Source organism: Bacteroides sp., from assembly GCF_028690125.1.
In the GTDB taxonomy this organism is placed as follows: domain Bacteria; phylum Bacteroidota; class Bacteroidia; order Bacteroidales; family Bacteroidaceae; genus Bacteroides.
In genome coordinates, this window is sequence record NZ_JAQVBV010000006.1 from 192528 (window position 1) to 216238 (window position 23711).

Sequence of the window (23711 nt, forward strand, 5' to 3'; positions counted from 1 at the left end):
AAATTTCTATCTTTGCATAGATGATTTCTATGAGACGGTAAATGTTGATAGATAATTTAATTAGATTAAATATATGACGATACAACAACTGGAGTATATCTTAGCAGTGGATCAGTTCCGGCATTTTGCGCGTGCAGCAGAGTATTGCCGTGTGACACAACCAACTTTAAGTGCTATGATTCAGAAACTGGAAGATGAATTGGGAGTCAAGTTATTCGACAGAACAGTCCAACCGGTTTGCCCGACGGCTATCGGAGAAAAAGTGATTAGTCAGGCACGGATTATCCTTGCACAGGCTGCACAAGTAAAGGAAATTATTAGTGAGGAGAAGCAGACGCTAACAGGTGTATTCCGTCTGGGAGTATTGCCCACTATTGCTCCTTATCTATTACCCCGTTTCTTTCCTCAACTAATGGAAAAGTATCCGGAACTGGATATTCGTGTTACGGAGATGAAGACGCAGGATATTCAACAAGCACTACATTCCGGGGATATTGATGCGGGAATCATTGCTAATAAACTGGAAGATTCTTTTTTGACGGAAGAAACTTTGTTTTATGAGCAGTTTTATGGATATGTATCACGCAAAGAGCCATTATCCAAGCATGATGTTATTCGTACATCCGATATTACGGGTGAACGTCTTTGGCTACTGGATGAAGGACATTGTTTTCGTGATCAGCTCATTCGTTTTTGCCAGATAGAGGCTGTAAAAGTTAGCCAAATGGCATATCATTTGGGAAGTATGGAAACTTTTATGAGAATGGTAGAAAGTGGGAAAGGAATTACTTTTATTCCCGAATTAGCTGTGGCACAACTGTCCGAAGAACAAAATGAGCTTGTGCGCCCTTTTGCTATTCCCCGTCCTACCCGCCAAATAGTATTAGTGACAAGCAAGGATTTTATACGGTATAGTTTGCTGAATGTATTAAAAGAAGAGATACAGGCTGCAGTTCCTAAGGATATGCTGTCTTTACAGTCTGTTCAGTATTTACTTTAAGAAGTTTGATCGAAATAGTTTCATTGATTCTTTTAAATAATTAGAGGGCGATTGTTATCACAACAATCGCCCTCTTTCACATATATATATTACAAATTATAAATAAGGGTGTTTTTCGGGCACTTTGATTTATTTTTCTGAAGGAAACTTCACTTCGTAGAACTTCACTCCGTTATAAATAGTATTAACACGGATTCTCAGTCCTTTCTTTCCTTCTATTTGTTCTTTTATTTTATCCAGTTTGAATGATACATATCCTTCACCCAAATGTTCGGGATAATCACCTTCGTTGTTGTGACGGAATTCCAAATCGATATAATTGTTGTCGGTATCTGTTGTGGATTTTTTGTCCGATGGATTGATAACCAGATTCAGGAAATGCTTTTTATCATTCTGATGCGTTCCATAATACTGGAATTCGATAGTCAGATATTTATTATCCTGTGTAATCCACATATATGTAGTATTGATATTATTATCCCCGATATTCTCTTCTGTATTTTCACCTTCACCCATGGTGACAATCTCTTTCGTCAATATCTCCTGAATACGCTTCACTTCTATATTATAGTCATATCCATTCACAGGTTCATCCAATTCTTTGAATATAACAAAAGCACGTTGTCCGTTTTCATATGTTTTGCTTCCCATTTCTTGGGGATTACCTGGATACATCGTTTTTCCATTGTCCAGAGTAAAATACAAATCTTTGCTGTCTTGAGTCGTATTAATAGTGCTGATAACCAATTGATCATTACGGGAGTCATCGTCATCATTACACGACTGCAAAAATGGTATAGTGGCTATCGTAGCAAAGATAAATGCAATGAACTTTAAATTCTTCATATACTTTGTAAGTTTTAGATTTGTATTACTACTTATCATTTTGTATTTGCAAAATGCTGGAGAATAGTAAATATTGCATTTGAATATGTTAAAGAAACAAAAGTTGGAAAAGAGTTGTTCTCTCAATGCAGTATTTCTATCTTTGTTGCATTTTTAAATAAACACGTGTATAAGCGAATGGAAGAATTTGAGTTGTCAGAACAATGTAGGCAAGGCAATAACCAAGCCCGCAAAGAACTGTATGAGCAGTATGCGGGGCGTATGCTTGGTGTCTGCCTACGCTATGCGGGTGATCGGGATACAGCTCAGGATCTGCTTCATGATGGCTTTCTGAAAATATTCGATTCTTTTGATAAATTCACCTGGCGGGGTGAAGGTTCCTTACGAGCGTGGATGGAGAGAGTTATGGTTAATACAGTTTTGCAATACCTTCGCAAGAATGATGTAATCAATCAATCGGCAACTTTGGAGGAAGTACCGGAAGTTTATGAAGAACCGGAAGCCTCGGCTGTTGAATTGATTCCGCAAAGTGTACTAATACAATTCGTCAAAGAATTACCCGCCGGATATCGTACTGTGTTCAATCTTTATACATTCGAAGATAAATCACATAAAGAAATTGCACAGTTATTAGGTATTAATGAGAAATCATCAGCTTCCCAACTATTTCGCGCAAAGAATGTGTTGGCTAAAAAGGTAAAAGAATGGTTAATGAATAACGGATAGACAGAGATGGAAGAGAAAGAATTGTGGATGAGTAAGTTGAAAGAGAAGCTGGCAGATTATTCTGAGCCGACTCCTACTTCCGGTTGGGAACAACTGGAAAAGGAACTTATTTCTCCTGTGGAAAAGAAGATATATCCTTATCGTAGATGGATAATGGCTGCCGCAGCTGTTATTTTGCTGGCTGTCGTTTCGTCGGTGAGCCTTTATTTTCTGGGAACTCCTACGGCTGATGAAATACGACATATACAAACTCCCACATTGGCTTCTTTGCCGGATGCTTTGCCGGGAGTTAATCAACCCAACATAAAGGGAGCAATGATAGATCCGGTATTACGTCCTATAACTAAAGATCATTTGGCAAAAACCGAAACTAACAAGAGAGAACCGAAAACGAACATTGCAAAACAAGGAACAGGAGATAAACGGTTCGCAAAAGCTGAAAATAGTGAACTTCCGGCTGTGGTATCAAAAAATGATTTGAAAGATGAAACGACGAAACAGCCAGAAGAAGTAAATGATACTCAAGAAAAGCAGACCAACACCATTCAGGAAAAGCAAACGAATAAAAACAAACCACGTCGTCCTTCAGGAAAGGATAAACTACATATTCCTATAGGAAACACATCTGTAAAAAAAGGGACATGGTCTATGGGATTGTCTGTCGGTAATGCGGGAGGTGCTTCTGCTGAAATCGGTTCAGGAGCTTCACATTATATGTCCCGTGTAAGTATGTTGTCCGTTTCTAATGGTTTGTTGGCGATTCCTAATGACCAGACACTTGTGTTTGAACAAGGAGTACCTTATTTACGTAAGGCAAATGATATCGTTGATATTAAGCATCACCAGCCTATTTCTTTTGGATTATCTGTTCGTAAGAGTCTAAGCAAAGGATTTTCTCTTGAGACTGGATTAACTTATACATTGCTTTCTTCTGATGCGAAATTGGGAGATAGTGAACGTAATATAGAACAGAAGTTGCATTATCTTGGTATCCCATTACGTGCCAATTGGAACTTCCTGGAAAAGAGATTTTTTACACTTTACGTGACCGGTGGAGGTATGGTAGAAAAGTGTGTATATGGTAAGCTGGGGTCTGAAAAGGAAACTGTAAATCCATTACAATTCTCTGTGTCCGGTGGAGTTGGTGTTCAGGTAAATGCGACGAAGCGTGTAGGTATATATGTAGAGCCTGGCGTTTCTTATTTCTTTGACGACGGTTCAAACATACAGACGATACGTAAAGAGAATCCGTTTAATTTCAATATGCAAGCCGGTATCCGTTTGACATATTAATCATTAATCAGGTTATAATCAGAAATATTTTTGTGGAAATAGTCGGATATTTGAGAAAATATTCATAATATTGTCATCAGTTTATGCCCTCTCGCGGCATACCTTTGTTATAAAGTCTAAGATAGAACTACAATTATGAAAAGAAATTTATTAGTAGGAGTAGCATTATTGCTTTCCGTTTGTTTGTTGGCAGATGAGCCTGTGAAGGCTATTCGTAAGAAAATTGTAAATCCAGCCAACGAAGAAGTTACTATAGTAGCCCACCGGGCAGATTGGCGTTATGCTCCCGAAAATTCGATTGCTGCCATTGAAAGTTCCATTCGTTTGGGGGCCGATGTGGTGGAATTAGATATTCAAAAGACAAAAGATGGAAAGTTGATTTTAATGCATGATAATACGTTGGATAGAACAACTACAGGAAAAGGTAAGATTTCAGAATGGACACTGGATTCTATTCATACTCTTTTTCTAAAAAATGGGGCTTCGCTGCGAACAAAACATCGTATTCCTACCTTGGAAGAGGCATTACTTACAGCCAAAGGTCGTGTGATGGTGAATTTGGATAAAGCTTATCCTATATTTGATGAAATCTTTCCTATACTTGAAAAAACGGGAACAGTTGATCAGATTATTATGAAAGGCTCTAAGCCTGTTGCAGAAGTAAAAAAGGATTTGGGTAAATATCTCAATAGTATTATTTATATGCCGATTGTTAATTTAGATAGTCCCGATGCTTTAAGGCAAATAGAAGATTTCATGAAAGAAATCTCTCCGGTAGCTTTCGAACTTTTGTTTAAATCGGATACAAATCAGGTTCCCAAACAGGTGAAGAGGCTACTGGAGGGTAAGAGTAAAATTTGGTATAATACACTTTGGGATACTATGGCAGGAGGACATGATGATGATATGTCACTCGAAGATCCCGATAAAGGATATGGATATTTAATTGATGAACTAGGAGCAACTATTATTCAGACTGATCGTACTGCATATTTATTGGAGTATTTGCAAACTCGTAAGAAACGTTAGGAAAGTAATAAATTAAATGCTATATGCAATTAAAGAGAATTGTAAATTGATAATAACTTTGGTTGAGGATGCTTTGGAGCATCCTCTTTTTGTTTAATAAATGACGTGCATATTGAGTATTCATTATGTGCCTTATAAATAATATTTAAAGTTATCTGTTATAATTTTACTTCTTTTCGTTTATTAATAGTGTATGAGTATTTTAGGTTGGCTTTTTTGAAATAAAATTTGCAAATAATATTGCTTATGTCGATTTTTATTCTCACATTTGCAATGTGTTAGTAAGATGACACTTTTTAGAACTACTATAGTGAAACAATATATATGGACTCCCCCGACCTGTTAATTTGTGTGAGAGATCGTTGCTTAGTAATTAGGTAAACGGTCTCTCTTTTTTATACTCAATAACTATTATATAAGTTGTGTTTTCTTGGTTGTAAAGTCGTGTTTTTATATCATTTAGAAATTTATATAAGAATTTGTAAGTTAGTGCTTATGAGGATCTGTTTTTATAATCAATATGATTTATTTGATAATTCTGGTAAAGAGTTGTGAAACTTATGCGGAGGGAGGATATTAATTGAATTGATTAAATAGAAAGTAAATATTGGATATAACAAGGCTGAAGAATATGGATTCGATTGATTGTTTGCGATGAGGATTCTTTTATTGAAAAGCAAAAAGAATATATAAAATAAAGGTAATAAATCTCATGTTGAAAATGAATAAAGTAATTTATAGATATAGCTTTAATGTTAGTATAATTGAATTCCTGAAAACTTTCTATTGATTAAATAAACAATAACGAGAAAGAGGAAGAGCACTTGTTATATATATTTTATGCATAATGTTCACTCTTCACTCTTTATTTCTCTAATTTACTACTACGTTGGTGAAATATTCTTTAAATATATCTGCTGCTTTTTCAAGTTGATCAGGAGTATTTTCTTTTACTGTATTCAATAAATACTCTTGTCCCATAGCTTCGTATTTGTGCACGCCCAATGTATGATAGGGAAGAATTTCAACTCGCTGAATCATTTTGTATTTCCCTAATGATTGCCCCAAATGACGGATATCTTCCTCAAAATCACTGTAGCCTGGGACTAATACATATCTTAACCAAAAAGGTTTTTCATTGGCTTCTAGCCAAGTAGCAGTATGAAGAGTCTGCTCATTACTTCTTCCCGTTAGTGATTGATGCCGTGTTGGATTGAACTCTTTTATATCTAGCAATACCAGATCGGTAAGTTTGAATAGTTCTTCTACATCTTTATTCCAAAGACCTCCGTTGCTGTCAAGACAAACATGAATACCTTTCTCTTTCAGATCATGAACCAGAGGCATTAGTGCTTTTGCCTGAAATGTGGGTTCCCCTCCTGAAAAGGTCACTCCTCCACGTTTTCCAAAGAAAGGTTTTTGGCTCATAGCCATACGGATAATCTCTTCTGGCGGAGTGGGAGTACCTCCTTTGCCTGCTATTGTATCAGGGTTTGCACAATACAGACAGTGGAAATTACATCCTTGAAGAAAAACGACGAGCCGTAATCCCGGCCCGTCGAATGTTCCCATACTTTCGTATGAATGTACGTTTATCATCATAAAATTCTAGATTACATACGTTCGTGGAAGCTACGACTAATAACTTCCAATTGGTGTTCGTGGCTCAGTTTTACGAAATTTACGGCATAACCGGAAACACGAATTGTCAGCTGCGGATATTTTTCAGGATGCTCCATGGCATCATATAGCATTTCACGATTCAGTACGTTCACGTTCAGGTGGTGAGCACCTTTGGTGAAGTACCCGTCCATCATTGTTACCAGATTTTCTACTTGATCCTCCGAAGTTGCACCCAGTGATTTGGGGATAATAGAGAAAGTGTTGCTAATACCATCTTGAGAGTCGCGGTAACGAAGTTTTGCTACAGAGCTTAGAGATGCAATCGCACCGTTCTTATCACGTCCGTGCATTGGATTAGCACCCGGGGCAAAGGCAACACCTTTAGCGCGTCCGTCAGGAGTAGCACCGGTTTTCTTTCCATACATCACATTCGAGGTGATGGTTAGCAGTGACAGGGTAGGACGAGCATTTTTGTAGATAGGTAATTTCTTTAATTCTTCGCTAAAGAAGTATACCAAATCTACACCTAAATGATCTACCTTATCATTGTCATTGCCGAAGCAAGGGAATTCTCCATTGATGTCGAAACCTTCTGTCAGACCAATATCATTACGGCGTGCAGTTACTTTTGCATACTTGATTGCCGACAATGAGTCGAGTGCTATGGAAAGTCCTGCTACACCATATGCTAAATTGATATGCGGGTTTGTATCGATAAATGCCATTTGAGCTTTTTCATAATAGTACTTATCGTGCATATAATGGATGATATTCATCGCTTCATTATATACGCGTGCAATCTCTTTCAGTACTTTCTTATAATTGCTCATTACTTCTTCGAAATTCAGCACGTCATTGGTCAGTACCGGAATATCTTTTACCATTAATGTTCCGGTGTTTTCGCAACGTCCGCCATTGATAGCGAGTAATAAAGCTTTAGCTAAATTGCAACGTGCTCCGAAGAATTGAATTTGTTTACCGATCTCCTGATAAGAAACACAGCAAGCAATTCCGTAATCATCAGATTGGCGTACTTCGCGCATCAAGTCGTCGTTTTCGTATTGGATGGATGATGTGTCGATAGAAACTTTAGCACAGAATTCTTTGAAACCTTCCGGAAGTTCGGGACTCCAAAGGACTGTTAAGTTCGGTTCCGGTGAAGGGCCGAGGTTGTACAGTGTCTGCAAGAAACGGAAAGAAGTTTTTGTAACTTTTGTACGTCCATCATTAAGACGTCCACCCAAAGATTCAGTTACCCAAGTTGGATCACCGGCAAAGATGTCGTTATACGATTGCATACGCAGATGACGTACCATACGTAACTTAATAACAAATTGATCGATTAGTTCCTGTGCGAAAGATTCTGTAATTGTTCCTTTACTCAATTCATATTCAAGATATATATCAAGGAAAGAAGATACATTACCAAGTGACATCGCAGCACCGTCTTGTTCTTTTACCGCTGCCAAATATGCCATATATACCCATTGTACAGCTTCTTGTGCTGTGTAAGCGGGGCGGCTCAGATCGAGTCCGTAATATTCACCCATTACCTTCATGTCTTTCAGTGCCTTGATTTGCTCGGCAACCTCTTCACGAAGACGAATGCGAGATTCAGTCATCGGACCAGTCAGATGATGTAAGTCGTCTTGCTTAGCTTTAATAAGTCGATCAATACCGTAAAGAGCTAAACGGCGGTAATCACCAATGATACGACCGCGTGCATAGTTATCAGGAAGTCCGGTAAGGAAACCAAGAGAACGGAAAGAACGGATTTCTTCAGTATATACATCGAATACTCCGTCGTTATGTGTTTTGCGGTAGTGAGTAAATATTTCTTTGACACGGTCGTCTACTTCTACACCGTTCTCGTGGCAAGCTTTGCTGACAACATTAATACCTCCGAACGGCTTGATAGCACGTCTAAGAAGCTCGTCTGTTTGCAAGCCAACGATAAGTTCGTTTTCTTTATCGATATATCCGGCTTTATGAGAAGTAATGGTGGATACGGTTACATTGTCCAGAGAACGGATTCCATTGTTTGCTATTTCTTCTGCCAATGCTTCTATACAGTGGCTCCATACAGCTTTTGTACGTTCAGTAGGACCTTCTAAAAAAGAAGCATCTCCGTAGTACGGAGTAATATTGTGACATACGAAATCTCTTACGTTGATTTCGCTGCTCCAAAGACCATCTTTAAAGATATTGTTTAATTCCATAAAATGATAAAAATTAGAGGTTTTTAGTTATCCTTTCTTTAGAGCGCACAAAGTTACAATGATTTTTCATATATTCGGCATAAATATACTTCGTTTTATGCTTTTCAACACAAAATACCTATAAATAGGGATTCTTTGGAAAATAGTTTTCCAAAAAATATTCGATAATTCTTGCGAATTAAAAAATGATTTGTACCTTTGCACCGCCTTTAACGAAAGGCACATCTGATAAAGAAGTTTTGGAGAGGTGGCAGAGTGGTCGATTGCGGCGGTCTTGAAAACCGTTGTACTGCGAGGTACCCGGGGTTCGAATCCCTGTCTCTCCGCTGAGACTCAAGGACAAACAAGAGTCAAACGCAGACAAAGTTCGTAAAATCAAGGTTTTACGAACTTTTTTTATGTCCATGCCCGGACAACGAAAAGCCACTAAAAAGCCAAGAAAAGACAGAGTGCCGTTACAGATTCGTTACAGGAATTCTGGGTATCTCTTCTGTAACGATTTTATATGTAAGTCTCTGATTTGTCGTTCGTTGTCCGTAAAACGTCCGCTCATAACTGAATTATTAATCATTCCTTTGCAGCCAGTAATCGTTACAGGCTAAATAGGAACAAAAAAAACAGCATTATGAGCATGAGTACATTTAAGATTCTCTTCTATCTGAGAAAAAACTATTTGAACAAGGAAGGGAAAGCAGGTATTATGATCCGTTTGACAGTAAACGGAGAGGTTTCACAATTCAGTTCCAAACTGGACACTGAACCGGATATGTGGGACGTGCGGACTGGCAGGGTTGCCGGAAACAGTATGAAGGCAAGACAACTGAATGGATTGTTGGATAATATGCAGACTTCTCTAAGAAATCATTATTATGAAATCGAAAAGAGAGAATCGTATGTTACGGCGGAAAAAGTGCGTAACGCATTTTTGGGTATTGAGACAAAGCAACGCACCCTCCTCGAATTATTCAAAAAACAGAATGACGACGCGAGAAAATTAGTAGGTATCAGCAAGACACCTGCTACGTTGGCGAAGTATGACCGATGCTATCGGAGGATGGAGGAATTTATCATGTATCAGTATAAATTGAGTGATATTGCACTAAAGGAAATCAATCATATGTTTATTACTGATTTTGAAACGTATCTCCGCTCTGTAAGTAAGTGCAATGAGAACACGACGGCGAAATTCATGCAAACATTCCGAATGATTGTGATTATCGCTAAAAATAATGGGTGGATTTTTACCGATCCGTTTGCAAATTATAAGATTCGATTGAAACGTGTGGATAGAGGGTATCTGACGGATGCGGAGCTGCAAAAGATAATGAAGAAGAAATTTCCAACAAAACGACTGGAACAGGTGCGGGACGTTTTTCTGTTTTCTTGCTATACGGGCTTGTCGTATGTGGATGTAAAGGATTTGAAAGCAAGTGAGATTTGTACTTCGTTTGATGGTAAATTGTGGATTATGAAGCATCGGCAGAAAACGGACACTCCGGTGAATGTGCCACTGCTGAAAATTCCACTGGCGATACTGAAAAAGTATGAGGGGCAGTTACCCAAAGGAGAATTGTTGCCAGTTTTGAGCAATCAAAAGTTAAATTCTTACTTAAAAGAGATCGGGGATTTGTGCGGAATTAATAAAAATATAACCTTCCACCTTGCACGCCATACGTTCGCCACAACAACGACTTTATCGAAAGGTGTACCCATCGAAACGGTCTCGAAAATGTTGGGACATACGAACATAGAAACGACACAGATTTATGCTCGCATTACCAATGAGAAGATACGAAAAGATATGTCATTGTTAGAGGATAAATTGGGAGATATTGATAATGTTGCATTTAATTTATAATGAATATGACAAAATGGGGCAAGTTTGAAATAGAGATCGGTTCTTCGGGCGAAGATCTTATCGTGAATATAGAAGCCGGAGAGGATGACAATGTATGGTTGTCAAAAGCGGAAATAGCACAGATATTTGAAGTGTTTTACGCTGCGGTGTCTGCCAATATCCGGGTTATGCTGAAATCCGGTGATTTGAAAGAGTATAGACACATGAAAACGATACGTTATACAAATAAGAAAGGGCAAGAATGTAGTAACGACCTTTTTAATCTGGAGGCGGCTATCGCGTTAGGATTTAGGATGAAAGGGTATAAATGCCAATTGTTTCGTCAATGGGTGGCGAGGCAATTATCTACTCCCAATAACCAAAAACAAAGGGCTTTCTTTATTCAGATGTGTAATAACGGAATGAAGAATTAAAAGTGAAGGATTGAATAACAAGGGGCAATCATCAATTACGACAATTGCCCCTTGCTGTTTTTATGTGGTAAAAGAAGCTAAAAAGCGACGACTTATGTTTATCTCCGGAAGATAAGGGGCTATATTCGCAATATGTATGCTAAATGAATGAAATATAGTGCTTATGGTTGAGGCTTTTGATATGCTGATCGAATATGATTCGGGTATGGTGATAGACGGGTATAAAGTGCCTTTTGGATATGAATTACAGAGTTTTGAGGAACTCTTCTGTCTGAACCGACAACCGTCGGGCGAATTTGTTATCGTATTGAAAGAAGGCGGACTGTTCTATTTCTTATCGGAGAATTGGAGTGACTTTGCTGAACTTTGTAAGGATTATGACTGGTATATCATTTCTCATCAATCATTTAATAAACAACTTGAAATCGGTGTCGGACTCATGAAAACTGGCGGATCGGCAGGGTGGCTCGGACGAGCGGAAAGCCTCGAAAGATTGAATATGTATAAGGATATTTTAGTGTTTTCTTATGACTGCGGGGTGGAAACGGAATTTTATCCTTATGACACGGTTTTTACGGGATGTTGCGAGATAGACGGAAGTACTTGTCATTATGTACATGACTACTATCCTACACGTATAAAGAATGTGGATGTTCACCAAAAGCGTATCAGCAATTTGATTTTTCGTTTCAAGGAAGGTGGGCATTGCGGTATGTTGGTAGCGAAGATTATTTCTCTCTGTATGAAGAATATTTTATATAACGATTCACCTGCCCAAACGATACTTATTCCTATTCCGGCTTCGACACGAGAACGACAACGGAAGAGGTTTCCCGTTCTTTGTTATCATTTATCGAAATGGCTGAATATTCGTGATGGATTTCAAACAATCTGGATCGAGCAGGAACGGGAAGAGATGAAGGGAATATCACATAAGGATGTGGTATCGAACTTGAAAATCAAGAAAAGGGATGTTGAGGGGATGGATGTTATTTTATTTGATGACGTGCTGACCAGTGGGGAGAGTTACAGGCAGCTTCGGCGGAAACTGCTGGACTTGGGTGCGAAATCAGTGATCGGAATATTTCTTGGTAGAACTGTTCATTCTATGGATTAAGACAGAGCGTCTCTTTTTGTTTGGGCATTTACGAATAGGACTTATATTGTCCTGAATTGTTTTTTTGATATAGAGGTTTGGGTATGGAATAATGCACTCCGTACCCAAACCTTTTTTGTTTAGTTACTCACGGTTATAGGAGTATAGGCCTTTGTTATATACCTATTTTGCTTATTAAAAAATCTTCCACAGGTGGCTACCTACCTGTGAAACCGCCTTGTATTATCTCTCCAATTTTGCACCATCATTAAATGTGCAAGAGTATGGAAATCATAACTTTCGACCATCAGGTCTATCAGGATTTGGCAAACAAAATCGAACGTATTGCCGACTATGTATTCAAAAAAGAGAGCACCTATGCCGAGGAACCGGAAATGTGGCTCACCAGTGAAGAGCTGGCAGATCTTCTGAAAATCAGTACACGGACAATTCAACGTATGCGTAAGGAACGTATGATCCCTTATAGCATGATGCGAAATAAATGCCTGTATCGGTTCTCGGATATAGAAGAATGTATCGCTCAACGTGTTGTGAGTTGCAACCCGCAAACATTGGACGAGTTCAGAAAAGGTTATTGGCTAACCCATAAATCTTTTTCCCGATGAACGAGCCGTTGGATATTAACACCTTCGAGGGTTGGATGCGGAAAATCATGGAGCGTTTCGACCGGAACGAGCAGTTGATTTGCTCCCTCACGGGCAAGGAACTCAAAGAGGTGCATTACCTCGACGGGGAACGGCTGCTGGATAATCAGGACGTGTGCCAGATGCTCCATTCGAGCAAGCGTTCGGTACAGCGTTACCGCAGTTCCGGCACGTTGAGATACCAAATGCTGTTTGGCAAAATCTATTATAAGGAGTCCGACGTGATGGAGTTTCTAAAGACTCATTTCACCGATTTTGAACAGAAAAAACGGGCGAAGAAAAAACGGACGTAACGCCAACCAGTGCCATGCGAAAGCCAAACACTGCCACTTGACCTACACTCCATTGTGCTGTATATCAAAGCTGTTACATTCGCAGGCTATCAATGGATTTTTCACTTAAAATTAAATTCAATGGAACAGAAAAAGAACGAAAAAGATGTGCTTATCGTCCGGGACGAGAAGACAGGGGAAATCGGTGTCGTTGCCGGATTAGGCAAAGACGGCAATCCGAAACTAAGTCCGCCCAAAGCGGAGAACAAGGGCGATTTTATGCTCTTCAACAAACACGACGATATGTTGGAGAGTTTTTTCAAGAACTTCTACCGCCAGACCAAAGAGCCGCACCGCTTCGGCTTCTACCGGGTGGCGGCAGACCAAGTGGAGCACGTGATCGACGTGCTGAAAGATTTGCTCAAAGACCCCGAAGCCAACAAGGACTTGCTCGCCTCTCACCGTGTGGATACACAGAAGTACGAGCAACAGGCACAAACTGCATCTGAAGAGGTTAAACCTACCCCCAATGAGTCCAATGAGCTCAACGATCTCGACCCCTTTTGGCAAGCGGTCGAAGATCATTGGTTCCCCGACGAGAAAGAGTTTGGAAAACAAGAACAGGCACAGAAACAGGAAGATGGGCAGGAGCAGACACCAGACGGGCAATCCGCACAAGAGCAGGCGAAAGAGAAAAAACAGCCTTACAAACCCATTGACGAAAACAGCATCGACTGGCAGGAGTTGGGCGAGAAATGGGGCGTCACCCGTGATAAGCTGGGTGAAAAGGGGCTGAAAAGCGTACTGAACTACGGCAAATCTCCACTGATACCTGTATCTGTGGCGATGGGCGGTGTCATCTACGAACTGGATGCCCGTATTTCGCTCCGCATGGGACAGGATGGTAACGTGCAACCCGTTCCGCACTTTGTCCGCAAAGAACCGAACCTCGAACAGGAGTTTATGGGGCACACCTTTACCGACGCGGACAAGGAGGCACTCAAAAAGACGGGCAATATGGGGCGTGTGGTGGATCTGGTAGATAAGGAAACAGGCGAGATTATCCCCTCGTACATCAGCCGGGATCGCCTGACCAACCAGATAGAATCCATCGCCGTGAAAGATGTCCATATCACCGGAAAGATCGGAGTAACGGAACTCTCCAAGCAGGAGACGGATGAGTTGCGTGCAGGTCGGGGCGTGAAAAAGGAGGTTGAATTTGCCAGCGGAAAGAAGTTTACCACCACCCTGCAAGTCAATGCCGACTATCGGGGTGTGGAGTTCGTACCCAAGCAAAGCGGACAGAACCGCAGGCAGCAAAACGGACAAAAGGAGAAGCCCGCCAATCAACCCGACCAAGCGGACGGGGAAAAGAAACCAAAGGTGTATAATCACAAGTGGACGGACGGTAAGGGCAATATCCGCGCCCCAAAGACTTTAGGCGGCGTAGAGCTGACACCCGACCAGCAAAAGGAGTTCGCAACAGGCAAGGCGATTTTGGTTAAGGACATGAGGCGGGACGGAAAGGGTGAACCCTATACCTCCTTTGTAAAATACAATCACGAGGCGGGTAAACCCCTCTATTACAAAACAAACCCCGATACGGCACACAAACAGGAGGTTGCCCCCGCCGCCGAAAGCCGCACACAAGTAGCGGTCAATACACACGGCAAGACCAACGAGGCGACCAAGCATGTGGGCGAACCGCTTAAACAGGGGCAGACAGAGCCGACGCAGCAGCAACGCAGGCAAAACAGACCTAAATTGTAAGGCTATGGCGGCACTTATCATTTTAGCAGCCGTGCTGCTACTGCTCAATATTCTGGTTGTTACGCTCTATTTGTATCTGGCTAAACGGTATCCGGCTTCCGAAGATGACGATACAGCCTACTACGACGAGAACGGCAATCATATTTATTACGACCGCAAACGAATCGCTCACTTAGAAAAAGAGAAACAAAAGACAATTCAATAATAACAATCGGGGCAGTAGCCCCACACCACTAAAATCCAAAAAAAGTAATTCAGTATGAAAACAATTCTTGCAGAAAAACCCAGCGTGGCGAGGGAAATCGCCCGTATCGTGGGTGCGACACAAAGACAGGAAGGTTACCTCACGGGTAACGGGTACAATGTAACGTGGGCTTTCGGGCATCTGGTCATGCCAGCCCTGCCCGATGGGTATGGCATCGAGGGCTTCCATCGGGACAACCTGCCGATTATTCCTCCGGTCTTTACCCTTGTCCCCCGACAAGAGAAAACAGATAAAGGCTACAAGCCCGATAGCGGCGTAGTGGCACAAATCAAAATCATCGCCAAGCTATTCAAAGAGAGCGACCGGATTATCGTCGCCACCGATGCAGGACGCGAGGGTGAGTTGATATTCAGGTATTTGTATGAATATATCGGCTGTACCACGCCGTTCGACCGCCTTTGGATCAGTTCTCTTACCGACAAGGCTATCCGTGAGGGGCTGGAACAGCTTAAATGTGGTGCGGAGTATGACAAACTCTATTATGCCGCCAAAGCACGCTCGGAAGCGGACTGGCTCGTGGGTATCAATGCCACCCAAGCCATTACCGTTGCCGCAGGGCGTGGCACTTACTCGCTGGGGCGTGTACAGACACCAACGCTGGCGATGGTGTGCGAACGCTTTTGGGAGAACAAACGGTTTGTTCCCGAACCTGTATTCCAACTCCACCTATCGACGGACGGCGTGGCGGATGGCGAAATCGTCAAGCTCTCGTCAGTCGAAAAATGGAAGGAGAAACCGACCGCAGAAACCGCATACGGGGCGGTCAAAGGGTGTGAAACGTTCGCCGTTACCCGTATGGAGTGCAAAGAGGCGGTACAGGAAGCTCCGCTCCTGTATGACCTTACCACGCTCCAAAAGGAGGCGAATACGAAGCACGGATTTTCGGCAGAGCAGACGCTTTCCCTCGCCCAAAAACTCTACGAAGCGAAACTAATCACCTATCCAAGAACGGGTAGCCGTTATATTTCGGAGGATGTGTTTGCCGAAGTACCCGCATTACTGGCAACACTCAAAAACTGCCCGACGTGGGGAAGCTATGTTGCCATTATGGGCAGCCCGACACGCCGCAGCGTGGACGACACGAAGATTACCGACCACCATGCACTGCTTATCACGGGAATGAAGCCCAAGAACCTCGACACGGACGACCGCATCATCTACGATATGATTGTGGGGCGTATGCTCGAAGCCTTTTCCGAGAAGTGCATCAAAGATGTAACCACCGTCCGGGCAACGTGCGGCGGTGTGGAGTTTACCATCAAAGGGGCGGTTGTCAAGCAAGCCGGATGGCGTGCGGTCTACCGTGAGCCGGAAGACGACCAAGAGGTTACATTGCCCGTGTGGAACGAGGGAGATAAGCTCCCCGTCAGAGGTTGTTCCCTTACGGAAGGGAAAACCAAGCCCAAGCCGCTGCATACCGAAGCATCGTTGCTTTCGGCAATGCAGACCTGCGGCAAGGAGGTGGAGGACGAGGAACTCCGCCTGTCGCTCAAAGAGTGCGGTATCGGCACTCCCGCCACACGAGCATCCATCATCGAAACCCTTTTCAAACGTGAATACATGGTGCGGCAGAAGAAATCCCTCGTACCGACTGAAAAGGGGCTTTCCATCTATTCGGTCGTCAAGGCGATGCGTATTGCGGACGTGGCAATGACAGGCGAATGGGAAACGGCACTTGCCAAAATTGAGAATGGCGGGATGAGTGCCGAAACGTTCCGTAAGGGAATTGAAGTGTACGCCTCGCAAATTACCTCCGAACTGCTGACCTGCGACAAACTGTTTTCGCACAAGGATACGGAGTGCCAATGCCCCAAGTGCGGCAAGGGTGCAATGCAGTTCTACGGCAAGGTGGTACGCTGTTCCAATCCCGATTGTGCGTTGCCCGTATTCCGGCAAAAAGCGGGGAAAACGCTCACCAACTCTGATATTACCGAACTGCTGACCAAAGGGGAAACGGGAGTTATCAAGGGATTTAACAGCAAGGCTGGCAAGGCGTTCAGTGCCTCGATAACCTTTGATGCCGATTTCAACACCGTGTTCGTGTTCCCCGACGTGAAAAAAGGCGGCAACAGCAAGCGAAAAAAGAAATAATGCGTACCTTTACCACTGAAATCTCAGTTTTCGGTCATTCATACTATTATATAGTTGATACTGATTTTACTGGATTTTAGTGGTGGCACTCGACGGGGACGTCGAGTGCCTTTTCGCATCTATTCATTTCTCACGTATAACAATCCACTAAAATCCACAGTAATATGAACGATAAAAATCAAGCGATAGAGCTATCTTATTATGCGCTCTATCTACTAAAACAGCTCAAAGAGAACCACCCCGACCGGGCGACCGATACCGATTTCATCAACACCCGTTCCGACCATGCCGCAGACATTTATGAGCAGTCCCGATTAGAGGGCTACACGCCTGAAGGTGCACAAGAGTTGGCAATGGCGGCACTTACCGAGGGGCTACACTTCTCGAAGTACAACACGGTTATCGAAGTGCTTTGGAATGAGTTTGAAAAGGAGGTTGATCCGGGCAACGCTCCGGCACTCGCCCAGAAACTGCTTCCGGCACTCGAAGAAGTCTTTTCCCGCTATTCCCTTTCGGATGATTTTGCCTACACTTCCGGATATAGTCGGCTCTACACCGAACTCACGGGAGCCGTTGTAATCTACCTCGAAGCGTATGGCGTTTAACCGTAAAGCGAAACTGCGGGACAACATCGAGGCGATACGGACGGTATTCACATTGGAAAAAGAGCGTAGGGCGGCTACTCCCGAAGAACGGGAGATACTTAGCCGTTACTGCGGTTTCGGAGGGTTGAAGTGCATCTTGAATCCTGCCGCCGATTTGATGGATTCCGTACAATGGGCAAAATCAGACCGTGAGTTGTTCCCGATGACAGCGGAGTTACACAGGCTTATCCGTGAACACTCTGCCGATGAGAAAGAGTACAAACGCTACTTCGACAGCTTGAAAAGTTCCGTACTCACAGCGTTCTATACTCCCCCAGAAATCGTGTCGGCACTTGCCGATACGCTCCACGCAAATGGCATTACCCCTGCTCGACTGCTCGACCCGTCGGCAGGGCAAGGGGTGTTTATCTCCGCTTTCGGGCAGCACGCTCCGCAGGCGGAGGTTATGGCGTTTGATAAGGATTTACTTACCGGCAAGCTACTCTCGCATCTCTATCCACAGCATAAAGTGAGAGGCGAAGGGTTTGAGCGAATTGAAAAACCGTTTACGAACTACTTTGATGTGGCAACGTCCAATATTCCCTTTGGCGATGTAGCGGTGTTCGACCCCGAATTTACGGGGGCTGCCGACTACCCACGCCGTACCGCCTCTAAAACCATTCACAACTATTTTTTCCTGAAAGGACTGGATGCGGTGCGTGACGGTGGTATCGTTGCCTTTATCACCTCTCAAGGGGTGATGAATGCCCGTGAGGGGGCAATCCGTATGGAGATGCTCAAACGTGCCGACCTCGTGTCGGCTATCCGTCTGCCGAACAATCTCTTTGTGGATAGTGCCAACACCGAAGTGGGTAGCGACCTTATCATCCTGCAAAAGAATGAGAACAAGCAAGGGATTAGCGAAACGGACAAGCTATTTGCCAATAGTACCCCCGATGCTTCGGGGATTACCACAAGCAATTATTTCCAGCACCACCCACAGCAGATTGTCCGCACACAGGAGAAGTTAGATACCGACCCTTACGGCAAGCCCGCAATGGTCTATCTACACGACGGTGGATTGTCGGGTATTGCACAAGATATGCGGCAAATTCTTTCTACTGATTTTTCCCAAAGGCTCAATGTGGATTTATATAAAGGTATAAAGCCACCGCAGAGAGAGCAAGTAGCACCTCCCGTTGTCGTGCAACAAGAACCGGCGAAAAAAGAAGAGAAGCCGGAAATCACCCCTCCCGTGATGGATTTATACGACCTGTTCAACCTCTCGCAAGAGGAACGGCAACTGGCACAACGGGGGTTGAAGAAAAAACCGACCGCCAAACAGGGTAAACGCTCCGCTCCGGTTTCCCGGACGCTGTTCGACCAACCTGTTGCAGAAGCAAAGGTAGTCGAACCACCCATCGACCCCGATGCGGTCTATGCCGCTATTGACTGGGACGAGAACCCACCCATCAACGGATTCTATGAGGCGATGATGAACCTCGGAGCGGAACGCAGGGCACAACTGCGGCAGGAGAATATCACTGCCGGACAAAACAGGCAGAGCGATACGGTGCAAAACCAACCGCAAAAACCCGTTTATCCCGTTGCCAACGGTTTTGAGGAAGAGCACCGCCGCCGTTATGAACGCCACCAGCAAGAGGTCAAGGAGCAGGAAGAGGCAGAGAAGATAGAGGCGGAATTGATGAAACCCCGCCCGTTGATGCAAAAATTAGAGCCGCACCACAAAGAGGGTGCAATGGTGGCGGACGGTAATCAGGTAGGCTATCTGAAAGGGATCACCCGTTACGGAGCTACGTTCCACCCGCTGAAGTTGGACAAGGCACAGCAGGAGAAAGCGGAGCTGTATATCGCTATGCGGGACAGTTACGAGCGGCTCTATACCTACGAGGCAACGATGCACCAAGAGAACAAGCCGGAGCGTGCCGCCCTGAACGCCACTTACGACCAGTTTGTAGAACGCTACGGGCATTTGAACGAAAAAGCCAACGTGAAATTCCTGTTGATGGACGCTTCGGGGCGTGATATGCTCTCGCTGGAACGCACAGAGAACGGACAGTTTATCAAGGCAGATATTTTCGACCGTCCGGTAGCGTTCTCACTTAACGAGATTACACACGTCGATACCCCGCAGGAGGCTCTTTCGGCTTCGTTGAACCGCTACGGGGTTGTAAAGTTCGACTATATGGAGTCGCTGTGCGACAGTAGCCGGGAAGAGATATTCGACCAGCTCAAAGGGCGGATATTCTTCAATCCGCTTGTGAACAACTACGAGATTAAAGACCGCTTCGTTGCCGGAAATGTGGTGGAGAAAATGGAACAGATCTCCCGATGGGCTAATAACAACGAGGGGCACGAACGAATGTCGGAGGTAGATGCGTCTCTCGCCGCATTGCAGGAGGCGATGCCTCGCCCGATTACGTTCGATGAGTTGGATTTTAACATGGGAGAGCGTTGGATTCCGACGGGAATGTACACCGCATACGCCAAGCACCTGTTCGGTACGGATGTTTCTATCTCCTACTCGGAGAGTATCGACGAGTATTCGGTCAAGTGCGGCTCGAAGAATGCCAAAGTGCTCGACCAGTATGCCGTGCAGGGGTATTACCGCACATACGATGGCATCAACCTATTGAAACACGCCTTAGTCAATACCGTACCCGATATTACCAAAAGCGGAGGCAAGGATGCGGACGGCAGGGAGATAAAGGTACGGGACAGCGAAGCGATACAGCTTGCCAACTCGAAGATTGATGAAATCCGTAACGGATTTTCCGACTGGTTGCGTGAACAATCGCCGGAGTTTCAGCAGCGGTTGGCAGATATGTACAACCGGAAATTCAACTGTTTTGTCCGTCCAACCTACGACGGCTCGCACCAAGAATTTCCCGGATTGGACTTGAAAGCACTTGAAAGCAAGTACGGTATTAGCTCTGTTTATCAGAGCCAAAAAGATTGCGTATGGATGCTGAAACAGAACGGCGGTGGCATTTGCGATCACGAGGTCGGGACGGGTAAAACGCTGATTATGAGCCTTGCGGCACAAGAAATGAAGCGGCTGGGATTGGCGCATAAACCGATGATAATCGGGCTGAAAGCCAACGTCGGGGAGATTGCCGAGTGTTACCGCACGGCGTACCCCAATGCTAAAATTCTCTACGCCACCGAAAAGGATTTTGAACCGAAAAATCGTGTCAAGTTCTTTAATAATATCAAGAACAATAACTGGGATTGTGTGATAATGTCGCACGACCAGTTCGGCAAGATACCCCAGCCGACCGATATTCAACAGGAGATTTTACAGAAAGAGCTGGATTCGGTGGAGGAAAATTTGGAGGTACTCAAATCGCAAGGCAAGGAGGTTTCACGGGGTATGCTCAAAGGGTTGGAAAAACGAAAAATCAACCTGACCGCCAAACTCGAAAAGGTGGAACACGAGATAAATTCCCGTACCGATGACGTGGTGGATTTTAAGCAAATGGGTATCGACCACCTATTTGTTGATGAGAGCCACCAGTTCAAGAACCTTACCTTTAACACTCGCCACGACCGTGTGGCGGGGTTGGGTAATAGTGAGGGAAGCCAAAAGGCACTCAATATGCTGTTCGCCCTGCGTACTATTCAGGAGCGGACAGGCAAGGATTTGGGGGCTACATTCCTGTCGGGAACAACTATCTCCAATTCGCTCACGGAGCTGTATCTGCTCTTTAAATACCTCCGCCCGAAAGAGCTGGAACGGCAAAATATCAACTGCTTCGATGCGTGGGCAGCCATCTTTGCCAAGAAGACCACCGACTTTGAGTTTTCGGTAACGAACAACATTGTGCAGAAAGAGCGGTTTCGCTACTTTATCAAAGTGCCGGAATTGGCGGCATTCTATAACGAGATTACCGACTACCGTACCGCCGAAGATGTGGGCGTGGATAGACCAAACAAGAACGAGATACTGCACAATATTCCACCCACCCCACAGCAGGCGGAATTTATCGAGAAGTTGATGCAGTTTGCCCAAACGGGCGATGCCACTATATTGGGGCGTGGGAAACTCTCGGAGTCGGAAGAGAAAGCAAAAATGCTCATCGCCACCGATTATGCCCGCAAGATGGCGCTGGATATGCGGATGATTGATAAAGAGAAGTACGAAGACCATCCCGACAACAAAGCATCGCATTGTGCCGCCAAGATAGCGGAGTATTATAAAAAGTATGACAGCCAGAAGGGAAGTCAGTTCGTTTTCTCGGATTTGGGGACGTATCAACCCGGTCAGTGGAGCGTGTATAGCGAGATTAAACGTAAATTGATTGAAGATTACGGTATTCCGGCAAACGAGATACGGTTTATTCAGGAGTGCAAGACCGAAAAGGCACGCAAGGCAGTGATTGCGGCGATGAACGAGGGAAAAGTACGGGTATTGTTCGGCTCGACGAGTATGCTCGGAACGGGTGTAAACGCACAGAAAAGGGCGGTTGCGATCCATCATCTCGACACCCCTTGGCGACCGTCCGACCTCTCGCAACGGGACGGGCGTGCGGTCAGAAAAGGCAACGAGATTGCGAAACTCTATGCCGACAATAAAGTGGATGTGACTATTTATGCGGTTGAAAAATCGCTGGATAGCTACAAATTCAATTTGTTGCACTGCAAACAGACCTTTATCTCTCAGCTCAAAAGCGGAGCGATGGGGGCACGTACCATTGACGAGGGGGCAATGGATGAAAAATCGGGTATGAACTTTTCCGAATATATGGCTATCCTTTCGGGCAATACCGATATATTGGACAAGGCACGGTTAGACAAGCGGGTTGCTGCATTGGAGGGTGAGCGAAAGAGCTTTTACAAGGACAAAAGCAGCTCGGTACATAAATTGGAGTCGCATACTAAAATATTGGAGAGCAACAACGAGCGTATCGCCAATCATACTGCCGACTATGCCGCTTTTACTTCACGGGCACAGACCGATGAAGATGGCTACCACCGTAATTTGGTGCGGTTGGATGGATTGACCGCTACCGACGTGAAAAGTGTCGGAGCCAAGTTGCAGGAGATTGCCAAGAATGCCACTACCGGAGGTCAGCATTTGCCGATTGGCGAGTTATACGGATTCCCGATTTTGGTTAAGACCGAAAGTGCTATCCGTGAAGGTGTGGAGGTAAAGCAGAACCGTTTTTTTATTGAGGGAGCATACAAGTACAGCCACAACAACGGTCAGTTGGCGATGTCCGACCACAAGGCGGCAGCAACAAGTTTTCTGAATGCGTTGGAGCGTATTCCCAAGCAGATTGAGCAACTTCAAGCCGAGAACGCTAAATTGGAAAAGGATTTACCGACCCTGCGTGAAATTGTCGGTGGTACGTGGAAAAAGGAAGATGAGTTGAAACAACTTAAATCCGAAGTGGCGGCTCTGGAACGGAAAATCCAATTGACGCTCTTACCACTTAGTAATGAGAAAATGGAACAGAAGCAAGGAGCGACTACTCCAACTAACAAGAATGAATTTCCTGCAATGATTATTCCTCCAAAACTACCCACAACTGAAACAAACAAAGGTTTCAAAATCTAAAGTGATTGTAGCTTTACAGTTATGACTTGTGCCCCAAAAGTTTTTATTTTCAGCTTTTGGGGTATACTTCATTCTGTTTGCAACTAAGTTGCAGGGCATTATGGTTACTTTTGCGATATAATTTTAATATTACTATATATGGGACAGTGTAATTGTAAGGCAGAAATAAATATAGATAATAGAATTTGTGTAAACGAGAAGTCTATTATTGCGGAGTATTGGCGACCACTTCTCTCTTTAGTGATGATTCTGGTTGGAAGCGGTATAAATGCCATGAATGTTCAACTCTTCCAAAATGAATATATTTCATTGGTATGGTATATTTTGGCATATATTCCTGTGGGCTTACCCGTAATGATTGAGGCGTGGAAAAGTATCCT

17 protein-coding genes, 1 tRNA gene and 1 pseudogene are annotated in these 23711 nt (G+C 43.9%); 16 read left to right on the forward strand and 3 right to left on the reverse strand.

Features of this window, described 5'->3' with window-relative positions; genetic code table 11:
• Positions 1-73: 73 nt before the first annotated feature.
• Complete coding sequence (locus PHO71_RS06175) at positions 74-1000, forward strand: hydrogen peroxide-inducible genes activator (protein WP_300200446.1); 927 nt, start codon at positions 74-76, stop codon at positions 998-1000.
• A gap of 129 nt (positions 1001-1129) precedes the next feature.
• On the opposite strand, the gene PHO71_RS06180 is transcribed toward PHO71_RS06175, so the two are convergent.
• Positions 1130-1846 carry a NigD-like protein gene (locus PHO71_RS06180; protein WP_300200449.1) on the reverse strand — a complete coding sequence of 239 codons (717 nt, stop codon included), beginning with the start codon at positions 1844-1846 and terminating at the stop codon, positions 1130-1132.
• Positions 1847-2023: 177 nt separating this feature from the next.
• Between PHO71_RS06180 and PHO71_RS06185 the strand changes: the two genes are divergently transcribed.
• The 3 genes from PHO71_RS06185 (at position 2024) to PHO71_RS06195 (ending at position 4894) form a co-directional block, all read left to right on the forward strand.
• On the forward strand, positions 2024-2572 hold the full coding sequence (locus tag PHO71_RS06185) for a sigma-70 family RNA polymerase sigma factor (RefSeq protein WP_300200451.1): 549 nt from the start codon (positions 2024-2026) through the stop codon (positions 2570-2572).
• 6 nt (positions 2573-2578) lie between these two features.
• The gene (locus PHO71_RS06190; protein WP_300200454.1) at positions 2579-3865 is read left to right on the forward strand and encodes a hypothetical protein; all 1287 of its coding nucleotides are present in this window, start codon (positions 2579-2581) and stop codon (positions 3863-3865) included.
• A 135-nt stretch (positions 3866-4000) separates the two neighbouring features.
• A complete protein-coding gene (locus PHO71_RS06195) occupies positions 4001-4894 on the forward strand; it encodes a glycerophosphodiester phosphodiesterase family protein (RefSeq protein ID WP_300200457.1) in 894 nt (297 codons plus the stop codon).
• An 873-nt stretch (positions 4895-5767) separates the two neighbouring features.
• On the opposite strand, the gene pflA is transcribed toward PHO71_RS06195, so the two are convergent.
• Complete coding sequence (pflA, locus tag PHO71_RS06200; protein WP_300200523.1) at positions 5768-6493, reverse strand: pyruvate formate-lyase-activating protein; 726 nt, start codon at positions 6491-6493, stop codon at positions 5768-5770.
• A gap of 14 nt (positions 6494-6507) precedes the next feature.
• Positions 6508-8736: a formate C-acetyltransferase gene (gene pflB, locus PHO71_RS06205; protein ID WP_300200460.1), complete on the reverse strand. Its 2229-nt coding sequence runs from the start codon at positions 8734-8736 to the stop codon at positions 6508-6510.
• 241 nt (positions 8737-8977) lie between these two features.
• On the opposite strand from pflB, the gene PHO71_RS06210 reads away from it, so the two are divergent.
• The 12 genes and pseudogenes from PHO71_RS06210 to PHO71_RS06265 form a co-directional block, all read left to right on the forward strand.
• A tRNA-Ser gene (locus PHO71_RS06210) sits at positions 8978-9062 on the forward strand.
• Between the two features lie 299 nt (positions 9063-9361).
• Positions 9362-10594 carry a site-specific integrase gene (locus PHO71_RS06215; RefSeq protein ID WP_300200463.1) on the forward strand — a complete coding sequence of 411 codons (1233 nt, stop codon included), beginning with the start codon at positions 9362-9364 and terminating at the stop codon, positions 10592-10594.
• 5 nt (positions 10595-10599) lie between these two features.
• Positions 10600-11007, forward strand: a complete 408-nt coding sequence (locus PHO71_RS06220) for a hypothetical protein (protein WP_300200466.1) — start codon at positions 10600-10602, stop codon at positions 11005-11007.
• A gap of 163 nt (positions 11008-11170) precedes the next feature.
• Complete coding sequence (locus tag PHO71_RS06225) at positions 11171-12124, forward strand: ribose-phosphate pyrophosphokinase (protein ID WP_300200469.1); 954 nt, start codon at positions 11171-11173, stop codon at positions 12122-12124.
• Positions 12125-12387: 263 nt separating this feature from the next.
• A complete protein-coding gene (locus PHO71_RS06230) occupies positions 12388-12729 on the forward strand; it encodes a helix-turn-helix domain-containing protein (RefSeq protein WP_300200472.1) in 342 nt (113 codons plus the stop codon).
• The gene (locus tag PHO71_RS06235) at positions 12726-13061 is read left to right on the forward strand and encodes a helix-turn-helix domain-containing protein (RefSeq protein ID WP_300200475.1); all 336 of its coding nucleotides are present in this window, start codon (positions 12726-12728) and stop codon (positions 13059-13061) included. Before PHO71_RS06230 ends, PHO71_RS06235 begins: the two co-directional genes overlap by 4 nt.
• 120 nt (positions 13062-13181) lie before the next feature.
• Positions 13182-14810, forward strand: coding sequence for a DUF4099 domain-containing protein (locus tag PHO71_RS06240; RefSeq protein ID WP_300200478.1), 1629 nt, complete (start codon positions 13182-13184; stop codon positions 14808-14810).
• A gap of 4 nt (positions 14811-14814) precedes the next feature.
• The gene (locus PHO71_RS06245) at positions 14815-15015 is read left to right on the forward strand and encodes a hypothetical protein (RefSeq protein WP_300200481.1); all 201 of its coding nucleotides are present in this window, start codon (positions 14815-14817) and stop codon (positions 15013-15015) included.
• Between the two features lie 54 nt (positions 15016-15069).
• Positions 15070-17166: a type IA DNA topoisomerase gene (locus PHO71_RS06250; protein WP_300200484.1), complete on the forward strand. Its 2097-nt coding sequence runs from the start codon at positions 15070-15072 to the stop codon at positions 17164-17166.
• Between the two features lie 164 nt (positions 17167-17330).
• Positions 17331-17771 (forward strand): DUF1896 domain-containing protein, encoded by a 441-nt coding sequence (locus tag PHO71_RS06255; protein ID WP_300200487.1) that lies wholly within the window; start codon positions 17331-17333, stop codon positions 17769-17771.
• Positions 17761-23331 (forward strand): N-6 DNA methylase, encoded by a 5571-nt coding sequence (locus PHO71_RS06260; RefSeq protein WP_300200490.1) that lies wholly within the window; start codon positions 17761-17763, stop codon positions 23329-23331. Before PHO71_RS06255 ends, PHO71_RS06260 begins: the two co-directional genes overlap by 11 nt.
• 138 nt (positions 23332-23469) lie before the next feature.
• A pseudogene (locus PHO71_RS06265) lies at positions 23470-23711 on the forward strand (heavy metal translocating P-type ATPase); the annotation flags it as partial.

Bases quoted from the DNA above. Each gene is read 5' to 3' on its own strand.
- PHO71_RS06175 (WP_300200446.1), top strand. From the start codon at position 74: ATGACGATACAACAACTGGAGTATATCTTAGCAGTGGATCAGTTCCGG.
- PHO71_RS06180 (WP_300200449.1), bottom strand. From the start codon at position 1,846: ATGAAGAATTTAAAGTTCATTGCATTTATCTTTGCTACGATAGCCACT.
- PHO71_RS06185 (WP_300200451.1), top strand. From the start codon at position 2,024: ATGGAAGAATTTGAGTTGTCAGAACAATGTAGGCAAGGCAATAACCAA.
- PHO71_RS06190 (WP_300200454.1), top strand. From the start codon at position 2,579: ATGGAAGAGAAAGAATTGTGGATGAGTAAGTTGAAAGAGAAGCTGGCA.
- PHO71_RS06195 (WP_300200457.1), top strand. From the start codon at position 4,001: ATGAAAAGAAATTTATTAGTAGGAGTAGCATTATTGCTTTCCGTTTGT.
- pflA (WP_300200523.1), bottom strand. From the start codon at position 6,493: ATGATAAACGTACATTCATACGAAAGTATGGGAACATTCGACGGGCCG.
- pflB (WP_300200460.1), bottom strand. From the start codon at position 8,736: ATGGAATTAAACAATATCTTTAAAGATGGTCTTTGGAGCAGCGAAATC.
- PHO71_RS06215 (WP_300200463.1), top strand. From the start codon at position 9,362: ATGAGCATGAGTACATTTAAGATTCTCTTCTATCTGAGAAAAAACTAT.
- PHO71_RS06220 (WP_300200466.1), top strand. From the start codon at position 10,600: ATGACAAAATGGGGCAAGTTTGAAATAGAGATCGGTTCTTCGGGCGAA.
- PHO71_RS06225 (WP_300200469.1), top strand. From the start codon at position 11,171: ATGGTTGAGGCTTTTGATATGCTGATCGAATATGATTCGGGTATGGTG.
- PHO71_RS06230 (WP_300200472.1), top strand. From the start codon at position 12,388: ATGGAAATCATAACTTTCGACCATCAGGTCTATCAGGATTTGGCAAAC.
- PHO71_RS06235 (WP_300200475.1), top strand. From the start codon at position 12,726: ATGAACGAGCCGTTGGATATTAACACCTTCGAGGGTTGGATGCGGAAA.
- PHO71_RS06240 (WP_300200478.1), top strand. From the start codon at position 13,182: ATGGAACAGAAAAAGAACGAAAAAGATGTGCTTATCGTCCGGGACGAG.
- PHO71_RS06245 (WP_300200481.1), top strand. From the start codon at position 14,815: ATGGCGGCACTTATCATTTTAGCAGCCGTGCTGCTACTGCTCAATATT.
- PHO71_RS06250 (WP_300200484.1), top strand. From the start codon at position 15,070: ATGAAAACAATTCTTGCAGAAAAACCCAGCGTGGCGAGGGAAATCGCC.
- PHO71_RS06255 (WP_300200487.1), top strand. From the start codon at position 17,331: ATGAACGATAAAAATCAAGCGATAGAGCTATCTTATTATGCGCTCTAT.
- PHO71_RS06260 (WP_300200490.1), top strand. From the start codon at position 17,761: ATGGCGTTTAACCGTAAAGCGAAACTGCGGGACAACATCGAGGCGATA.